Annotated in this window: 10 protein-coding genes and 1 pseudogene; 4 read left to right on the top strand and 7 right to left on the bottom strand. The window is 61.7% G+C overall.

All coding sequences use genetic code 11. The annotated features are described in order from the left end of the window. Nucleotides 1–23 precede the first annotated feature (23 nt). Together AT701_RS06405 and AT701_RS06400 are read left to right on the top strand one after the other, a co-directional pair. A complete protein-coding gene (locus AT701_RS06405; protein ID WP_014877232.1) occupies nucleotides 24–452 on the top strand; it encodes a transposase in 429 nt (142 codons plus the stop codon). Then, entirely contained in the window at nucleotides 452–1012 is a 561-nt protein-coding gene (locus AT701_RS06400) for a hypothetical protein (RefSeq protein WP_081319400.1), read from the top strand. Before AT701_RS06405 ends, AT701_RS06400 begins: the two co-directional genes overlap by 1 nt. Here the strand turns inward: AT701_RS06400 and AT701_RS06395 are convergent. Beyond that, nucleotides 940–2084, bottom strand: a protein-coding gene (locus tag AT701_RS06395) for an IS3 family transposase (protein ID WP_085976166.1) whose coding sequence is annotated in 2 segments (ribosomal slippage) — nucleotides 940–1817 and nucleotides 1817–2084 — 1146 coding nt in all. Because the reading frame shifts where the segments join, the coding sequence is not laid out codon by codon here. The genes AT701_RS06400 and AT701_RS06395 overlap by 73 nt on opposite strands. A gap of 83 nt (nucleotides 2085–2167) precedes the next feature. Between AT701_RS06395 and AT701_RS06385 the strand changes: the two are divergent. Next, nucleotides 2168–2752: pseudogene (locus AT701_RS06385) on the top strand (transposase); the annotation flags it as partial. A 55-nt stretch (nucleotides 2753–2807) separates the two neighbouring features. On the opposite strand, the gene AT701_RS06380 reads toward AT701_RS06385, so the two are convergent. The 5 genes from AT701_RS06380 to AT701_RS06360 all read right to left on the bottom strand — a co-directional run bounded on the left by AT701_RS06380 (nucleotide 2808) and on the right by AT701_RS06360 (nucleotide 14205). Then, nucleotides 2808–6110, bottom strand: coding sequence for a helicase-related protein (locus AT701_RS06380; protein WP_081319398.1), 3303 nt, complete (start codon nucleotides 6108–6110; stop codon nucleotides 2808–2810). Then, complete coding sequence (locus AT701_RS06375) at nucleotides 6091–9018, bottom strand: DUF1156 domain-containing protein (RefSeq protein ID WP_081319397.1); 2928 nt, start codon at nucleotides 9016–9018, stop codon at nucleotides 6091–6093. Before AT701_RS06375 ends, AT701_RS06380 begins: the two co-directional genes overlap by 20 nt. A gap of 9 nt (nucleotides 9019–9027) precedes the next feature. Beyond that, nucleotides 9028–9510 (bottom strand): DUF7680 family protein, encoded by a 483-nt coding sequence (locus AT701_RS34650; RefSeq protein WP_157892522.1) that lies wholly within the window; start codon nucleotides 9508–9510, stop codon nucleotides 9028–9030. Beyond that, nucleotides 9507–12773: an ATP-binding protein gene (locus AT701_RS06365; RefSeq protein WP_157892521.1), complete on the bottom strand. Its 3267-nt coding sequence runs from the start codon at nucleotides 12771–12773 to the stop codon at nucleotides 9507–9509. Before AT701_RS06365 ends, AT701_RS34650 begins: the two co-directional genes overlap by 4 nt. A 1114-nt stretch (nucleotides 12774–13887) precedes the next feature. Next, on the bottom strand, nucleotides 13888–14205 hold the full coding sequence (locus tag AT701_RS06360; RefSeq protein ID WP_058125458.1) for a hypothetical protein: 318 nt from the start codon (nucleotides 14203–14205) through the stop codon (nucleotides 13888–13890). Nucleotides 14206–14373: 168 nt separating this feature from the next. On the opposite strand from AT701_RS06360, the gene AT701_RS06355 reads away from it, so the two are divergent. Next, nucleotides 14374–15036, top strand: coding sequence for a DUF4352 domain-containing protein (locus tag AT701_RS06355; protein ID WP_058125457.1), 663 nt, complete (start codon nucleotides 14374–14376; stop codon nucleotides 15034–15036). 48 nt (nucleotides 15037–15084) lie between these two features. On the opposite strand, the gene AT701_RS06350 is transcribed toward AT701_RS06355, so the two are convergent. Then, nucleotides 15085–16581, bottom strand: coding sequence for a SulP family inorganic anion transporter (locus AT701_RS06350; RefSeq protein ID WP_058125456.1), 1497 nt, complete (start codon nucleotides 16579–16581; stop codon nucleotides 15085–15087). Nucleotides 16582–16603 lie beyond the last annotated feature (22 nt).

The following is a 16603-nucleotide window of genomic DNA, read 5'->3' as shown; positions in this document are numbered from 1 at the left end:
GCGAGAACGGAATCACCTGAACCATGACGACGACGATGGCTGCTGTGCGCGAGACTGGAGCGGTGGCACCTTCACCGCGATCTGATGGCCCGCGCCGGCGGCGCTCGATTTCTCCGGCGCAGAAGCTGGCCCACCTGGATGCCTATGAGCAGGCCTGTACGACCAACGATGGTGGGGCGTACCTGCGCGGTGAGGGGTTGTATTCCTCGCAGATCGCCGAGTGGCGCAAACAACGCGATGCTGGGGTGTTGGAAGGCAAGGCACCTGGGGAGAAGGTCGGTAAACTCACCCGCGAGCAGGCCGAGATCGCCCGCCTGAAAAAGGAACTCGCCCAGGCCAATAATCGGCTGGCGACCACCGAGGCTGCCCTGGGGATCATGGGAAAAGCACACGCGCTCTTGGAGTCTCTCTCCGAGAGCGCGGACACCGACACGCCGCCGACCAAGCGCTGATGGATGCCTACAACGATCTGCGGGATATCCAGATTCCGACCCGCAAGGCCGCGGAGGTGACCGGCATGCACCGCTCGACGGCCACTCGACGCGCCAAACCCGCGCCGGCGCCTGCCGATCGGGCACCACGACCGGTCCCGGTCAACAAGCTCACCGAGTCCGAATGCACCCGGGTGGTTGAGGTGCTCAACAGTGCCCGGTTCGTCGATGCCGCGCCGATGCAGGTGTGGGCCACGTTGCTCGATGAAGGCAGCTACCTGTGTTCGGTGTCGACGATGTACCGCGTCCTCAATGCCAACAAGCTGGTCAAGGAGCGCCGTCGGCTGGCCCGGCACCGCAAAGCGGTCTGCCCGGAACTGGTGGCCACCGCGCCGCGGCAGGTGTATTCGTGGGACATCACCAAACTGGCCGGCCCGGTCAAAGGGGTCTGGCGAGTCCCCGATACTGAGTCCACCCGGTTCTGGAGTCGGGTTGGTGTGATCCAGTTTCAGTTGATGCTGCAGGCCACCGGTGTGTGGGTGCAGCTGCAGACGGCAGCGTACTCGGCCGGCGTGCGGTAGCCCAGCGCCGAGTGTCGGTGTCGGTGGTTGTGCTCGTCTTTGAAGTCGCCGATGACCACCCGGGCCTCGAGCAGGGTGTTCCAGTGGTTGCGGTTCAGGCACTCCTTGCGCAGTCGGTTGTTGAACGATTCGATGTGTCCGTTGTTCCACGGCGTCCCTGGCGGAATATAGGACATACCGATCCTTCCGTCGCAAAACTGTTGCAGTGCTTGAGAAATGAATTCCGGCCCGTTGTCCATCCGCAGCACCCTCGGCGGCCCACCCGCCGCGACGAACACCTTCTTCAACTCCTCAACGAGTCGGTCGGCGGTGATCGAGCGTTCGACGATGTTGAGCAGCGAGACGCGGGTGTGTTCGTCGATCATCGAGGCGATCTTGATGGCCTTGCCGTCGATGGTGGAATCGAACTGGAAGTCGATCGCCCACACCACGTTCGGGGCGTCGGCCTCGATCGGCGGGATGGAGGACACCCCGGCCCGCTTACGCGGACTGTGCACCCGCACCTGCAGGCCCTCCTCGCGCCACAGCCGGTGGATCTTCTTCTTGTTGACCTCACGGCGTTCGTCGTAGCGCAGCGCTGCCCAGGCACGTCGGAACCCATGGCAGGGGTGTTTGGTGGCGTAGGAACGCAGCCAGCCCCGCATCTCAGCATCGGGATCAGCGGGGGTCTCCGCCAGAGGGAGGCGACGGCAGGTGGAGCGGGCCAGCCCAACGGCTTTGCAGGCCAGCCGTTCCGACATACCCATCGTGGTGGTGAGCATGTCGACGGCGCGGCGCTTGGCAGCTGGGCTCAGAATTTTCCCTTCGCGACCTCCCGCAGGGCGTCTTTGACCAGCTCGGCCTCGGCGAGCAGTCGCTTGAGTCGGGCGTTCTGCTCGCGCAGTTCCTTGAGTTCTTTGGCGGCGTCGGTGTCCATGCCGCCGTAGGAGCGGCGCCAGTTGTACAGCGTCGCGGGCGAGACCTCGAGTTCGGCGGCGATTTCCTCGCCGGTCTTGCCTTCCGCGGTCAGTTCGTCCGCACGGCGCAGTTTGCGCACGATGTCTTCTGCAGAGTGCCGCTTCCGACCAGCCATACGTTCATCGTCCCTTCTCGCCCGACATCGGGCTACAGGACTCTAGAACTGGTTGGACTCAATCAGTGGGAACACGCCAGGTCTACTACGACGCCTACGTGATGATCGACATTTACTCGCGTTACATCGTCGGGGTCCATGTGCACGCCCGCGAATGCGGCCAGCTGGCCAAGGAGATGATGGAACAGATCTTCGGCACCTACGGCATCCCACACGTCGTGCACGCTGATCGGGGCACCTCGATGACCAGCAACACCGTCGCCGGACTGCTCTCGGATCTGGGAGTCATCCGCTCGCATTCGCGGCCCAAGGTATCCAACGACAACCCCTACAGCGAGTCCTGGTTCAAGACCTTGAAGTATGCGCCGGCGTTCCCGGAACGCTTCGAATCCATCCATCACGCGAGGGATTTCATGGACCGATTCGTGCAGTGGTACAACCATGAACACCGCCACAGCGGCATCGGGCTGCACACACCCGCCGATGTGTTCTACGGCCTCGCCGGCGGGAAAGACACCCAGCGCCGAGCCGTGCTCGCCGACGCCAGGGCGCGCCACCCACGCCGATTCGGCCGCGACACCGCACCCAAGGTCATCGACCTACCTGAATCCGCGGCGATCAACCCACCCAAACCGGCCGAACAGGAGACCGAAACGGAAGCCGCTTAACACCCACTGGACTCAAACACCTTGACAAATTCCGCCCCGGCCCTCGAAAGGCCTGTCAGTCCGGACCACCCCACTTAGCCGATTTATCCACGCTTGGGAGGAGCGCTTCCAGCTCGGGAGTTCCGTAGGTCAGCAACGAAACGTCCTCGGCGCTGCGATCACTTACACTTCGGTCGAACGTCACGAGACGCCTCTCCCGAGTGTCGTGCTCGCTCCGATAGTCAGCAGCTGATGTTGTCCCAGCATCGGGCGCGAAGGAGGTTGCGCGCGTCTGCGTCGGTGACGATAGGCGGTAAACCCCTGTCTTCCCGTCGACTGCTTCAAGCCACGGCGCCGTGAGCGGGTTCGACGTCAAGACCTGTTCCAAATCGCCCAACCCGATTTCACCCGACAGGGTGGGCGGAACCTCGATGTCGCCGGGTGTGTCTGGGGCGGCACCGAGATCTGTTGCCTTGACTGCCCGGCTGTTGAGTTGTTTCGCTTCACCCTTGATCGCATCGACGTGCTCGTCAATCGATTCATCGCTGGCGTCCCCCAAAGCCAACTGTTCGATGGCCTTCTCCACGTTCCCGAGGACTGGTGCTGCGTCGCCGATGATGTTAGTAAAGTCGCCATAATCCTGGGCGAGGCCTTCGTAGACTCGTTGCTCGACGGTGTCAGCGTAAAAGTAATTGGTGACCTCGATGTCCGGGTAGGTAGCTCCGATCCGATCGACGCGTCCGATTCGTTGCTCGACACGCATGAGATTCCAGGGCATGTCGTAATTGATGAGTCGCCCGGAGGTTTGCAGGTTCAAGCCTTCACTCATCGAGTCGGTACCGATGAGCACCGTCAGGTGGCCATTTCTGAAATGTTCTTTGATCTGAGCTTTGGTCACGTCCTCCCAGGCTCCGGTTTTGGGCTGGAATACCTCGCCGCCGCGACCCGAGTAACAGCCGATCTTCGTAATGCCGGCGGCGATGAGTCGTTCCCTAACGTAGTCCATGGTGTCGGTGTACTGGGTGAACACCACGACGCTGTCGTAGCTCAGAAGGGATTGGTTCACATCGGTGACCAGTTGGGTTGCCTTGGTGTCCTCTCCGGTGATCATGTCTAGTTCCGCCAGGAACAAGCGAAGCTCGTTCAGTTCGTCCTGAAGGAGTGCGGAGGATGCGTCGAATGCCTCGGGGTCGAACAACCCCTCCTCGACGTCGAGGCTGTCATCTTCCGACAACATCTCTGATAGGTTCTTGCCCGCTTCGAGGACAGTGAGTCTCCGAGTCAGGGACTTCTTGATCGCCTCGAAGGAGGAGGTCAGGCGGCGGCGATAGACGGTCATGATGAAGCCGAGTGCTTGGCTGGACTTGTCACTCTTGTACGCGTTGTAGTGGCGACGAATGTACTCCTCGATGCGCTCATAGAGTCGACGCTCGGTTACTGCGAGGTTGATGAAAACATCGTCGACGTGCCGGTGTGGGATGACGACATCATCTGCGATGATTCCGGCGCTCTGATAGGCACGGAGCGTCGATCGAGTATTGCGGAACACCCTGTCTCTCATTGGTGTATGCCGACGAAGCCACCGATCCATCCACTCCGACATCTCATTCGGCATCTTCGAACGCATCTCCGCCGATGGCGGATTATCTGCCAGTCCGATAACCGCGTACGAATCGACAAATCCCAATGCGTCGTCGATCTGCGATTCAAGCCGCTCGTCACGATCTGCTTCATGGTCACTGAAGTAGTCGGACAGCATGGCGCACAGTAGTTTCCAGTTCCGAATCTTTGGGTCGGTTCGAAGCTTTTCGTAGTACTGGAGGAAGTTGTCCGCAGACGCGCCCCATCGGCCGGGCAGCTCTAGCAGAGAAATCAGATCCCATGCCTCATGGGGGTTCATTTGCATGGGCGTTGCGGAGGCGAGGTAGAGCGCTTTCCACATCTGCTTGTCCCGCATCTCCAACAACAACCCGAGCAGCGAGTTGGGTGTATCTGTTGGTCTCGCCCCGCGACGGCGCGCATGGTGTGCCTCGTCGACGAACACCACGTCCCACGGTCCGGCCGCGAGAAGGTCGCGGCGGCGGTCCCGGCGGCGTGCGAGGTGACTCGAGGCGAGCACGATCGGAAACGCCCCCCATGGGTTCGCGCCGTTGGCTATGGGAATCGGCTGGCCGTGGCGATCTACGAACCCGCCCTTGTCGAATCTAGGCACATCAAGGTTCATCTTCTCGTGGAGTTCCTCCTGCCACTGCCGCATCACGGACGCGGGAACCAGCAACAACGCAGATCGTGCCTTGCCAGACAGGAACAACTCCCTTAACACGAGTCCCATCTCAACGGTCTTGCCCAGGCCTACCTCGTCTGCGAACAGGTAGCCGCGAGGGAAGGTGCTAATTACCCGGTTAATGAGGATTGCCTGGTGCGGAAGCGGCTCGACCTGTGCGGTGCCGACGCCCGTATACGGAGACATAGTCGGGTTCGATGCGAGAGAAACAAGCTCAGCCCACGCCTCTTCGTCGCTAACAGGATGGTTGGTCGGCGGATCGTTGGCAAAGGAATCTGCATCGGAGATCGGAACCGGAGGAACTTCCGGGGCGTGCGCGATCAGCCTTTCGCGAACCGCCTGGGGAAGCGGCACGACGGCCCACCCCGAATCAGCGTTCGAGTTCCAATGCTTCTCAAAGTCATCCGCCGCCGCCTGTCCGTTCCACGCCCAAACCGCAGTGTTCCACGAGGGAAACACGTCGAAGGTCTCGTGATTCGCGGCCCATGCTCGGACGGAGGCGTTATTAGACCCGGTGAACGCAACCTTGTGTCCGTAGCGGTCGGTAAAAACGCCGTATTTAGTGTGGAAGTAGCGTCCGGACTCTGCGTATGTCAGCAACCGATCGCCCTCACATGGCACCCCGACTCGGATCTCAAGACGATCGTGTGCCACCATCCAAGCCAATACACCCAGGTGTGCGGATTCGACGATTCGCGCTCCCTCGAACTCTGGGTCTGCGAGCATTTTCGCAGCTAGCACATCTTCGAGCGGCGTACCCGCGACCACCGCATCGACATCGGAACGCGACAACTGAGCCCCGACGATCAGCCGCATCCGGCCCCCGTTTGCCAGAAAATGCGCGATTCCCTGAGCAGCAAACTGCAGCTCCGCGGCCGACCAGTAACCCACTGCCCTGTCATATGAACGTGCCCGTTGCAGCATCGGCACGTAGAACGTCGTAAAAGGTCGGTCGTCTGGGGTGTATCGGGGCCGAATATCCACGGCGTGGAACGAGTCATCAGCCGAGCCGTCGGGTATATCGAATGCTGCCTGGCGAGGTTGTCCGGTACCGGGTAACCCGACCGCTAGAAACTCACTCTGAGAGCGTGTCATCCGCTGAATCCTCGAACAACGCTTCCTGCACCGTGGCAGCGGCCAGATCCTCGGCCTCCGGGAGTGTCACCATCGGGAAGTACAAGGTGCACAGCGTATCGAGCAGCCCCGCCTCTGGCACCACCCACACACCCTTCGCTTTCGTACGAGGGATCGCGTTGACCAGGCCTTGCACGGTAGCCAGGAATCCAGAGTCGGTGGTGTATCCATGACGGTCGAGAAATCGCTTCGCTTCCTGCATACCGTCGACGCTCGCGATGTACAGCGCCGTGTCGACCGCGTCGATCACATACTCGAAGGACGGTGCGTCGGGTCGCACACCGGGTAGGTCGCTATCGGCATCGCGGCGCAGCCGTTCCGCTGGCTGAAGCAATGTGACTGATCCGGACTTCTTCTTCACAATCTTCGCCCGTTCGAGGACATCGACGTCGAGACCTCCTACCGCGAGGGCAAGCAGTCGCGCAGTGTCGTAAGGGAACTCGCGAGCACCGAAGATGTCCCACGCCATAAGCACGAAGTCAGTCACGTCGTCGACGTTCGCTGCCTTGCCGACAAGCCGCGCACGACGGAGTTGCACGACCTCTTCTCGGGCAAGGTCAAGAGCGTCTTCCGGGCGGAGCAGCTGATCGCGCCCGTCGGCGTCCGGAACGGACGAGTACACTGGCCAATTCTGCGAGATCACCGACAATGTCGGCCCGTATGTCGACAGCAACAGATCGACGCCGTCGATTCCGTCGTGCTGGAACCGAGTCGCCGCCGCCCTAGCGGCGTTACGGATCTCGTTCTCGATATCGTCGAGATACACGCGTGTGTTGCCGTCAACGTTGTCGCGTTTCCGGCATACGAGCATGATCGTTGAGGCAGCGGAGTTCATATTTGCTTGGTGGAGCGACTGCTCCGATTCTGTGTTCACGGGCCACGACGTCTCGATAGTGAATCCAGCCTGTAATAAGCCCATACCCAGGGTGTCCCACGCCTCAGCCCGCTTGTGTGTGAACATCACCGAAAGCACCCCATCGTCACGGAGCACACGGCGACATTCGGCGAAGATCGCAGTCATCTTCGCCTCGTAGTCCAGCTCTGCAAGCTCATTCTTCCGCTTACCCATCGCCGCGAACCGAGCCGGGTTCGCGACAGCCTCGTTTTCCTTGTCGGTGAGATCGTTGTCGAAGTAGTCCGGTACGAGCCGGCCGATTGTGCGCTTCTCCCAGACGTAGAAGAAGTCGGCCAACTCGGCGTACATCACGTTGTCGTAGTACGGCGGGTCCATGCAGATGTGCGCTACCGAAGCCTCCTCGACGGCATTCAGGTCGGCACCGCTCCCCTGAAACACGGTCACTCGACGGTCCAACGGGGATTCGCCCGCCATCCCAGGAGCACCGGTTTCGTCGATGAGCCGCGCGATCCCCTCGTACGCATCGGACAGCTGATCAAGACACCACGAGTACAGCGCTGTGGCGCCCTCAAACTCTGCGAATGACCATTTGAAGGCGAAGTCGTGCCGGTCAAACACACTCCGCATTTTTTGACGTGAGACATCCCAGGACGATAACCGCGAGTTCCAGTTCAGCGCCTTTCCTTGCATTAAGGCCAGCTCGAACAGCACATCGTCAGCGTCGTCACCGAGAGCTGCTTCCACCTCCGGGACAAGCTTGGCGAACTCGACACCAAATGTTCCATGCACGAACGCCTGACGTGGGGTGAAGAAGTCCAGCCAGTGAGTCATCCCATAATGCTTGGGGCGCAGGTCATTTCCATCAGGAAACTCCTCCGTCGGAAGAATCCCGTTCGCCTGCCACAGATCCTTCACTTCCGTGAACCGCTCCTCGGCGGCGCGAATTGCAGCCAGGTCTGTATCCGTAGGCGCGCGGAACGTACGTTCACCGGCCGCGGTCCGGATCGCCACCGCGTACAGGATGTGAGACATCCGCCCCGCCCGCGCTTCGGCCTTGATGTAGTCTCCATCGATCACGAGGTCGTCGTACGGCGAGATTGCCTTCCCCCGGCCAGTCGTCCCGATCGAGGCAATGGCCGCGTTCACATCACGCCCTAAAACAATCTCGAACCTGGGCACGTCCAGCTCAACCCCGTCGATCTCGGTGAACATTTCGACGGCGGCTTCCTTCCCTTTGTCCTTGCGGAGCCACTTGTCAGGAAGGAGCGGAACGAGGCGGCCAGTTCGTGGACATGCCACTGCATTCGCCCAAACGTAGGCGATGATGCTCTCGTCATTGTGGCGTGGGAAGAACTCCTTCAACGAGCTCTGCACACGGTCTATGAGAACGCCACCCCATTTGTTGAGGTGCTGGACGAGCTCGGTGCCACGCTCAGCGGGGATCTTCACCCCGGCTCGGAGCGTGGCGGCAGCGACGCTGTTGAGATCATTGGCAACAGAAGGGATTCCGAGCCGAACAGCGGTCCAGGGGATACTGCCACCACCCGCTGTCGGGTCTGCAACAATCGGCATCTCCCCCCACGTACGTTCAAGAACTCTGTGAAGTAAGTCGATATCGCTTCGCGGAATTGCGTTTCGGAATGCCTGCTTGTATCCGTATCCGTTGTCTTGCAGCTTGATGCCTGCGGCCTTCGCTGCGTCGATTCGCCGCCGACCCATTACCGGGTTTCCCCAGATTCCCACGAGGTGCAGCAGCCAGCGCCGGTAAGCAGGTTCGTCGCGGAGTTCCACTGCCTCGGGGAAGGCGTCGGCGAGCTCCTGTGACCAAGCAGGCATAAGTCCGCCAAGGACGACAGCCGCGGAGGCGACCAACGGCCGGCGAGCCCACCAAACATGCAGGAACGAGAGCGGCGGCAATGCAGACGCGGCTGCTCGTTCACGACGTGACTCAATGCCGAGCTCTGAAACAGGTAGCCAATCCTCAATGAGGACACGGGGTTTGGTAGTTGTCATAGTCGTCTTTCAGTCTCTGTCACCGGAGAGGAGGATGCGCAGCGCCTTGTTAGCGCGAGAAGCATCGACACCGATGCACTTTGAGTACCAATAGTAGGTTTCCTCGACGCTCATGGCGTTTACTCCGGCTACGATCTCGCGGACCCGGGCGTGCTTGGAGATTGGGCCGGTCGTGAGCAGTATCAGGGCAAGTCTGACACCTTCAACTTCATCGATGCGGATCGGCTTCTTGCGCGTGAACGCGAGGACGCTCGGCGCGTGTCCGGAACCTCGAACGGCGGCGAACACGGCATCGGCAATCCGGCCGACCTGTGCGGGTGTCGCCGCAGTGACGCGAGTGGTAAGGGCTTGGTCGCCGTCGCCGTAGGTCTCATCGACAACTATGCCGTAGGTCTCGGCCCTGGCTGGAACGACAATGATCCGGAACGCGCGCGCGGTAGATCCAGCGGAAAGGGGACGACTTCGGGAAGCACGTGTTATTTGCGCAGTCATCGTGCTGCCTCTGCGGTCATCTGGGTGTGATGGAGCTGCAGGTTCTTGACAACGGTATGGATATGTTCGATATCGGGACTACTAACGCCGACGGCGGGGTCAAAGGCGATGTCGATTGTCAGGTCGCCGGCGATTTTCGCCGCCGGCCCGAGTGCCTTCTTGATATTGCCGTAGGCGCTCTGGAAGTCCATCCGCTCGGCCGAGCCTTGGAATTGCAACCCGCCGGTAACGTTCTTGTATTCGGCGCGGATCGTGCTTTTTACGGTGATGGCGTACTTGGGAAGCATCCCGAGGGCGGCGACCGCGAGGTCGAGGTCGCTGGTGCCCTTCTCCCCGTCGGCGGTGACCTTCAGTGTCAGTCGCCGGATCGTTGTCACTGTGAAATCCGAGACCTGGTCGATAAGGGTTTGGATAGCGGCGCCGCCGGCACCCACGGCGGTGAACGTCTTAGTGTTGACGGTGCGAGTCGGGACCTCCACACCGGCCTGGTCGGCTGCCTCACGTGTAAGGATGTGTAATGTGTCGAGCCCTTTGTCCTTGATCGCGCTCGGCGGCAGAGCCCGCACACCCGCTTCTGGTTCGCTATCAAGCACTACGAGGGTCTTGTAGTCACCCGCTTGCACCGCGGTCGCGAGGACTTCGAGAACATCGCTCTTCGTCGGCTCCCCGCCGCACTCGATTTCCAGCCGTGTCCGCAACTCGGCACCAGTGATCCGGTCGCCGGAAAAGACGGCACGTAGGTCAGCCAAAGTGGGTTTGCGAACCAGAAGTCCCCGCCTCTGTGCTTCCTCGCTGGTCATGATCTCGGCGTCGCTGGAGAACGCGATGTTCATACCACCCATCGTGTGCGCCGTGAACGCCTTACCTGTACTCCCGTCGTAGTAAACCCAGCCTTCATTCTTAATTCCATTGACGAGCGCCTCGCGCAGCAGTGCCACATTTTGGACAATCGGCACGCTGTGGTCTATCCAAAAATGATCCGCGACGGCTGCAGTCGTGACCGAATCGACCATTGGCCATGTCTTGGACCTGAGGTAGGACGCAGTGAACGAATCGGACCGAATCTTGCCTTCGTCTTTGAGGAGCGTGATGACCGCGCTGGTAGCGTTTTTCACCTCGCCCTGCGCCTGCGGCGGGAGCTCCTTGTGCCGTAAATGATTGTTGGCTCTGTCGCTGACCGGGTAGTAGATGTGCTTGTAGCAGCGGTTGACTGCGATCCGCGCTTCGAGCGATGCCTGCTTCTGATATGCCTCGATTTTCTTGCGGATTTCCGGACTGAACTGGCTCAGCCGCGCGGTGTCGGCCCCGAGATTATCGGCAGCTATGAGCGCGCGAGCACGGTCCTTCAGCGCGTCGACCTGGGTAGTATCCGCGACCGCGAAAACCACACTGTTCCGGTACTTACGAGGCGACCCGACAGACCCGGACTTGTCGAACATATCCACGACTAGTGAAGGGGCGGCGTCGACGGTTCCAGCGTCAACAGACAGGACCCGGTAGTCGAGGACTGCGACCCGCAGCTTCGATTCGTCGGCGATGTCTACCGCCGACGACGGGAAGTGCACAGCGCTAACCCCACCATCGTTGGCGAACGCTCTCGAGACGAGGTCGTCGACGACCGCAGCGACTCGTGTGTTTGCGACGTTGCGCTTCTCCGCCTCGATAATGGCGTTGACGTTCGGTTCGACATTGAAACGCCACCGAGCACCGTCGAAGCCCAAATGCCAAAACACCTTTTCTGACTCGGTCAGAGCCTTCTCGAAGACGGCAACGTCCTCGTGGGGCCGGAGGGTCCCGATGAGCCAGTCGTTGCGACCGGCTCCGGCATTCGCCTTCATCTCAAGCGAATGCGTGAACACCGTTCGCGCAACCCGGGTTGCGTACTGAGGTTTCCCGGGGAACACCTCCGCGTCGACAGACGCGGCGTGGGATTGTGCGCCGGCGAAGTCGCCGACGGCGACCGAGGAGAACTCGCCACGCCCCAGTCCATCAGTGAGATGGTTCAGGATCGGAGCATCTGAATAGTCGATATCACCGACGTTGATGATCGCGGTGTCGTTACCGTTCCGGTAGATCCCTGCGACTACCTCCGCGAGGAGCTTCAGCGCACCTCGGGCACGCTGGAACTGTGGAATATCGCCGAGACGTTTGTCGAGAACCCTCACCAGTTCCGGATGGAAAGGGTAGGTGTTGGCAACCTGATCACCGTAGGTAACCGGCTGCTCTGGGCCCCCAGCAAGTGTCTCTGTCTTGGATAGGAACTCATAGAAGTCGCGATACGCATCCCCGGCGGCACGGGCTGCAGATGGATTTACGCTCTTGAATAGTCGCGTCTTTAGAATTTCACCGATCTCGTTGTCGGCTGCCGGCTTGATGACCGCTGCTGGTTGGACGGCGCGGGTCAGAACGTCTGCGGTCTCGGCCACCGCGTCACTCGCCGCAGCCGATGCGTCACCGAGTAGCTCGGAGATCTCAGTCGTCTCCTCACCGAATGCATTCGTAGCTGCAGCAAGTGTGATGATGACTGAAACCCGATTCGTCGGATCGGAGGCGACCTCGAACAGGTTGCCGAGGAACACAGGGACAGCCTTCGCCAAGCGACGGACATCGTCGCTGCCAGAAGATGTGACCTGCCGGATGTACTTCGCGATCTCGTCGATGATCACGATGGTCGGTTGCCCGCCGAAGGCGGACTTGATTGTCGCGGTGCCCGGCGCGGTCCGTTCGATGTCGCTGGCTTCCATCGCCGCAAACGCCGCCTCACCGATTTGTGCCGCCATTTCACCCCAGAGCGTGAAGGTTCGGTGCCCGGCCGTAGCGACACCGGCGACAGGGTCCAGCGCGTCGCCGACTAGTGCCGCAATCTGAACAGGGCCGTCAGGTAGAAGCGCCGGGTCGACAAACTCGGACAAATTCGCCGGCCTGGCACCCTTTGCCAGATGGTAGACCGCGGTTAAGCCGTGAGTCTTGCCGCCACCGAACGATGTAGTCGGTCGCAGCACACCGTTTTCACCCGCGACGCCTTTCGTACCGCTGACCCGACCAAACGTCTTGGTCAGCAAGGCTCGAAGGCCGCTAGTGGCGTAGGTTTGCGCGAAGAACGCATCCGGGTCGCCGTAGACCGGATAGTGCTCCGCGTCGCGGACAACCTTGTCTAACTGGGCTGCGAAATGGTTATCCGCAAGACCACCCGACAACACGTCGTCACGAGGCTCGCATGCCGTCCGGAGTGGCACTAGTCCCGCGTTTTCCGACTGAGTCATAGTCACGACTTCCTACTTTCAATCTCGCTGTGTGTCACACGAGCACTCGCATGGTTATGAACGATCATGCAATTCGGCGGCGCCTCATCGAGTAATGCTGCTCTCAGCCATTCAAACCGGTGGGTCCCCTCTGTCGCGACCAATGTGTCGGCCGTACCCGTGAGTGTGCCTGTTCACTGGACGAAACCAGCCCGCCTGGCTCCATCACCGAACTATGACCTGCGCGGATACAGCTCTTCACGTACTTCGACCGGCTGCAACGCGCGAGCACGATAGTCAACGCTTCGCCGAGCCGGTCGATACGGGGAACGGTACCCGAGGTAACCCACTAATTGGGGCGCCTCGACTACTAGTCGCCTTTTCCGCATCGGCATTACGTCTAAAACGGGAACCCCGCCCACGTATAGGTAATGTTCAGTTTTGCGAGCTGGCGGACTGCCGTGCCCGATTTGCGGTGAATTTCTCAGGCCTCTACCTCGGAGAAGTCTGGCCTCGTTCACAAGGCTCATGGGCTGCGGCAGCACGCGCCAGCGATGCTCTTCGTCGCTGATCCACTCCGACAGGCCTCCACAATCCGACAACGCGCCTCTCCTCACTCTGAGAGCACTGTAGGCCAAGTCACTGACGACTTCGACCTGCATCCGCCCTGTAACAGCAAATATTGACGGGATGAGTTTAGTCCGCTATGACACGGGGCAGGCAGAGCGAGTTCGTTTGAGTACGGCGTTGGAGCAAAAGAGCGATGGCCTGGACATTTCGCGGCGACTTGATCGACCAGTGCTGACACGATTTTCTGGAACATCATCGCCAACCGCCACAAACGCCGGTCATCGGAGCGCAAGGTGCCGCGCGATGCAGCCACTGACGAGACGTTTCGTGCTGCCGAATGGGCGGTAGTGAGGTTTCGCAAGCACGAACCTCCCGTGCCAGTGGCCGAAGCTGTGAGGGCGGCGGTGGGTTGACAGCCGATACAGCCAGAACATCTGCGAAGTGTGATCACCCTCGTACGGGTGGCAATGCAGTGTATGGATGAGCCGTAAGTTCAAGGAGCTCTCCGACGGCTTGACGCGCCTGCCACACGAGCTCGCCCTGCACCTATCGCCGACCCCACCCCCTACGGACACTCCTCCGACACCCGCACCACCCCGAAGTCGATATCGGTATCGACGGTAAACCGTGCTCCGGGTGGCGGGGTCGAGGTGCAGACCTGCCAGTTGCGGTCGCTTAGCTGGGCGCGGCCGCGGCCGGTGAGGTCGGTGGAGCTGCTGAACCACACCGCCCCGCGGGTCACGGACTGAATCGCGTCCTGGGCGCCCTGCAGATCCATGCCGATCAGATTCGGCATCGTCCACGACGGCTCCGCGGATGCCGGCGGGCTCGCCACGAGCCCGAACCCTGCCACCAGCACGGCCACACCAACGACTGTCTTCATCACTACCTCCTGATTTGAGTGAGCCGCACAGCTTCGCATGACCCACCGACAAGTCGAGGTGGCGGCGGCACCGCACCGAAGACACACGAGAGGTTGTCGGTCCCGAGTTGTACGTTCGCCTGTTCGCCTGGCATGGGGCCTGGCGCAGGACACGAAGGAACGATCACGATGACTACCCCTCAGCCGTACCCTGGCATGCCGAGTCAGCCTGCCCCGCAGGGGGTTCCGTACCCGCCGCAGCCGCCCGCGAAGAAGAAGCGCAAATGGCCGGTGATCGTCGGCGGTGTGGTCGCGTTGATGATCGTGGGATCGATCTTCAACGACGACAAGAAGGACACCACGCCGGCCGGGAGCACCGCGACCGTCGCCCAGTCGCCGGCCGCGGCCCCGGCCCCGGCCCCGGCAGAAACAAAGCAGGCAGAGCCGGCGGCGACCCTCAACACCCCGGTACGTGACGGGAAGTTCGAGTTCGTGGTGCGATCGATGGAGCCGGGCCTGTCGGAGGTCGGGGACAACCCGTTCCTGAACCAGAAGGCGCAGGGCCAGTTCGTCATCGTCACGCTCAGCGTGCAGAACATCGGCGACCGCCCGCAGGGCTTCAGCCCGTCGAATCAGAAGCTGTTCGACACCGACGGTCGCAGCTTCGAGACCGACACCTCAGCGCAGATCGCGCTCGACAACAACGACATCGCGGTGTGGGACAACATAAACCCCGGCAACACCGTCGACGTGTCGCTGGTCTACGACATGCCGGCCGGCGCGGTCCCCGCGAGCATCGAACTGCATGACTCGATGTTCTCCGGCGGGGTCACGGTGAACCTGACGCCGTAACGCAGAAGGCGGGGCCGCCCATCAAGGCGGCCCCGCTCCCCCGCACCGCTACACCCCCAACCGCCCGGACATCCGGTTGAGCCGGTCGAGGCTGTCTCCGTCGAGGCCGGTGAACACCACGGTCTTCCCGCGCGAGGAGTACTTCAGCCGGATCGCGTCGAGGGTCGCCACGGACGACGCGTCCCACAGCGACACCCCGGACATGTCGATCACCACCTCGTCGGGATCTCCCGCGTAGTCGAACTGATGCACCAGGTCGTTGCTCGACACGAAGAACAGATCCCCACGCACCCGGTAGGTCCGGGAGCCGTCGGGCCCCGGCTCGACGGACACCGAGGTGAAGTGCGCGACGCGGCGGGCGAACGCGACCATGGCGGCGAGCACGCCGACCGACACCCCGATGGCCAGGTTCCCGGTCGCCACCGTGCAGGCGACGGTGATCACCATGATCAGGGTTTCGCTGCGCGGCAACACCTTCAAGGTCCGGGGCGTGATGCTGTGCCAGTCGAACGTCGCGAACGACACCACGATCATCACCGCAACCAGCGCGGCCATCGGGATGCGTCCCACCAGGTCGCCGAGTGCGAGCACGAGGATCAGCACGAACACCCCGGTCAGCAGCGTGGACAGGCGGGTGCGGGCGCCGGCGACCTTGACGTTCATCATGGTCTGCCCCACCACGGCGCAGCCGCCCATACCGCCGAACAGCGCGGTCACCACGTTGGCCGTACCTTGCCCACAGGCCTCGCGGGTCTTGTTGGACGGCGTGTCGGTGATGTCGTCGACCAGCTTGGCCGTCATGAGCGACTCCAGCAGCCCGACCAGCGCGGCACCGAACGCGTACGGCGCGATCACCTGCAGGGTGTGCAGCGTCAACGGCACCTGCGGCAGCCCGGGCACCGGCAGCGAATCCGGCAGTGCGCCTTGATCCCCCACGTCGGGAACGTCCCAACCGAACGCGACGACCGCGACGGTGAGCACCAGCACCACCACCAGCGGTGCGGGCACCGCGGTGGTCACCTTGGGCAGCAGGAACACCACCGCGATGCCGAGCGCGGTCAGCGCGTACACCAGCCACGGCACGTCGACCAAATGCTGCAACTGCGAGACAAACACCAGGATGGCCAGCGCGTTGACAAAGCCCACCATCACGCTGCGCGGGATGAACCGCATCAGCTTGGCCACCCCGAACAATGCCAGCAGCATCTGGATCACGCCGGCCAGCATGATCGTCGCGACCAGATACCCCACCCCGAACTCGCGCGACACCGGCGCCACCACCAAAGCTACGGCGGCGGTGGCCGCGGTGATCATCGCCGGGCGTCCCCCGGTGAACGCGATGGTGATCGCCATGGTGACGGTCGAGAACAGACCGACCCGGGGGTCGACGCCGGCAATCACCGAGAACGCGATGGCCTCCGGGATCAACGCCAGCGCCACCACCAGACCGGCGAGCACCTCGGTGCGCAACACCGACGGTGAGCGCAGCGAAGCCAGCCCGTTGCCGGATGACGGCGCGCGAAGACCGGGAAGGGTGATACTCATCGAAACTCCTTGAGTGAAAGAA

Source organism: Mycolicibacterium smegmatis (assembly GCF_001457595.1).
Taxonomy (GTDB): domain Bacteria; phylum Actinomycetota; class Actinomycetes; order Mycobacteriales; family Mycobacteriaceae; genus Mycobacterium; species Mycobacterium smegmatis.
The sequence above is the reverse complement of the archived record's forward strand: the minus strand, read 5'-3'. Positions and strand labels throughout refer to the sequence as shown.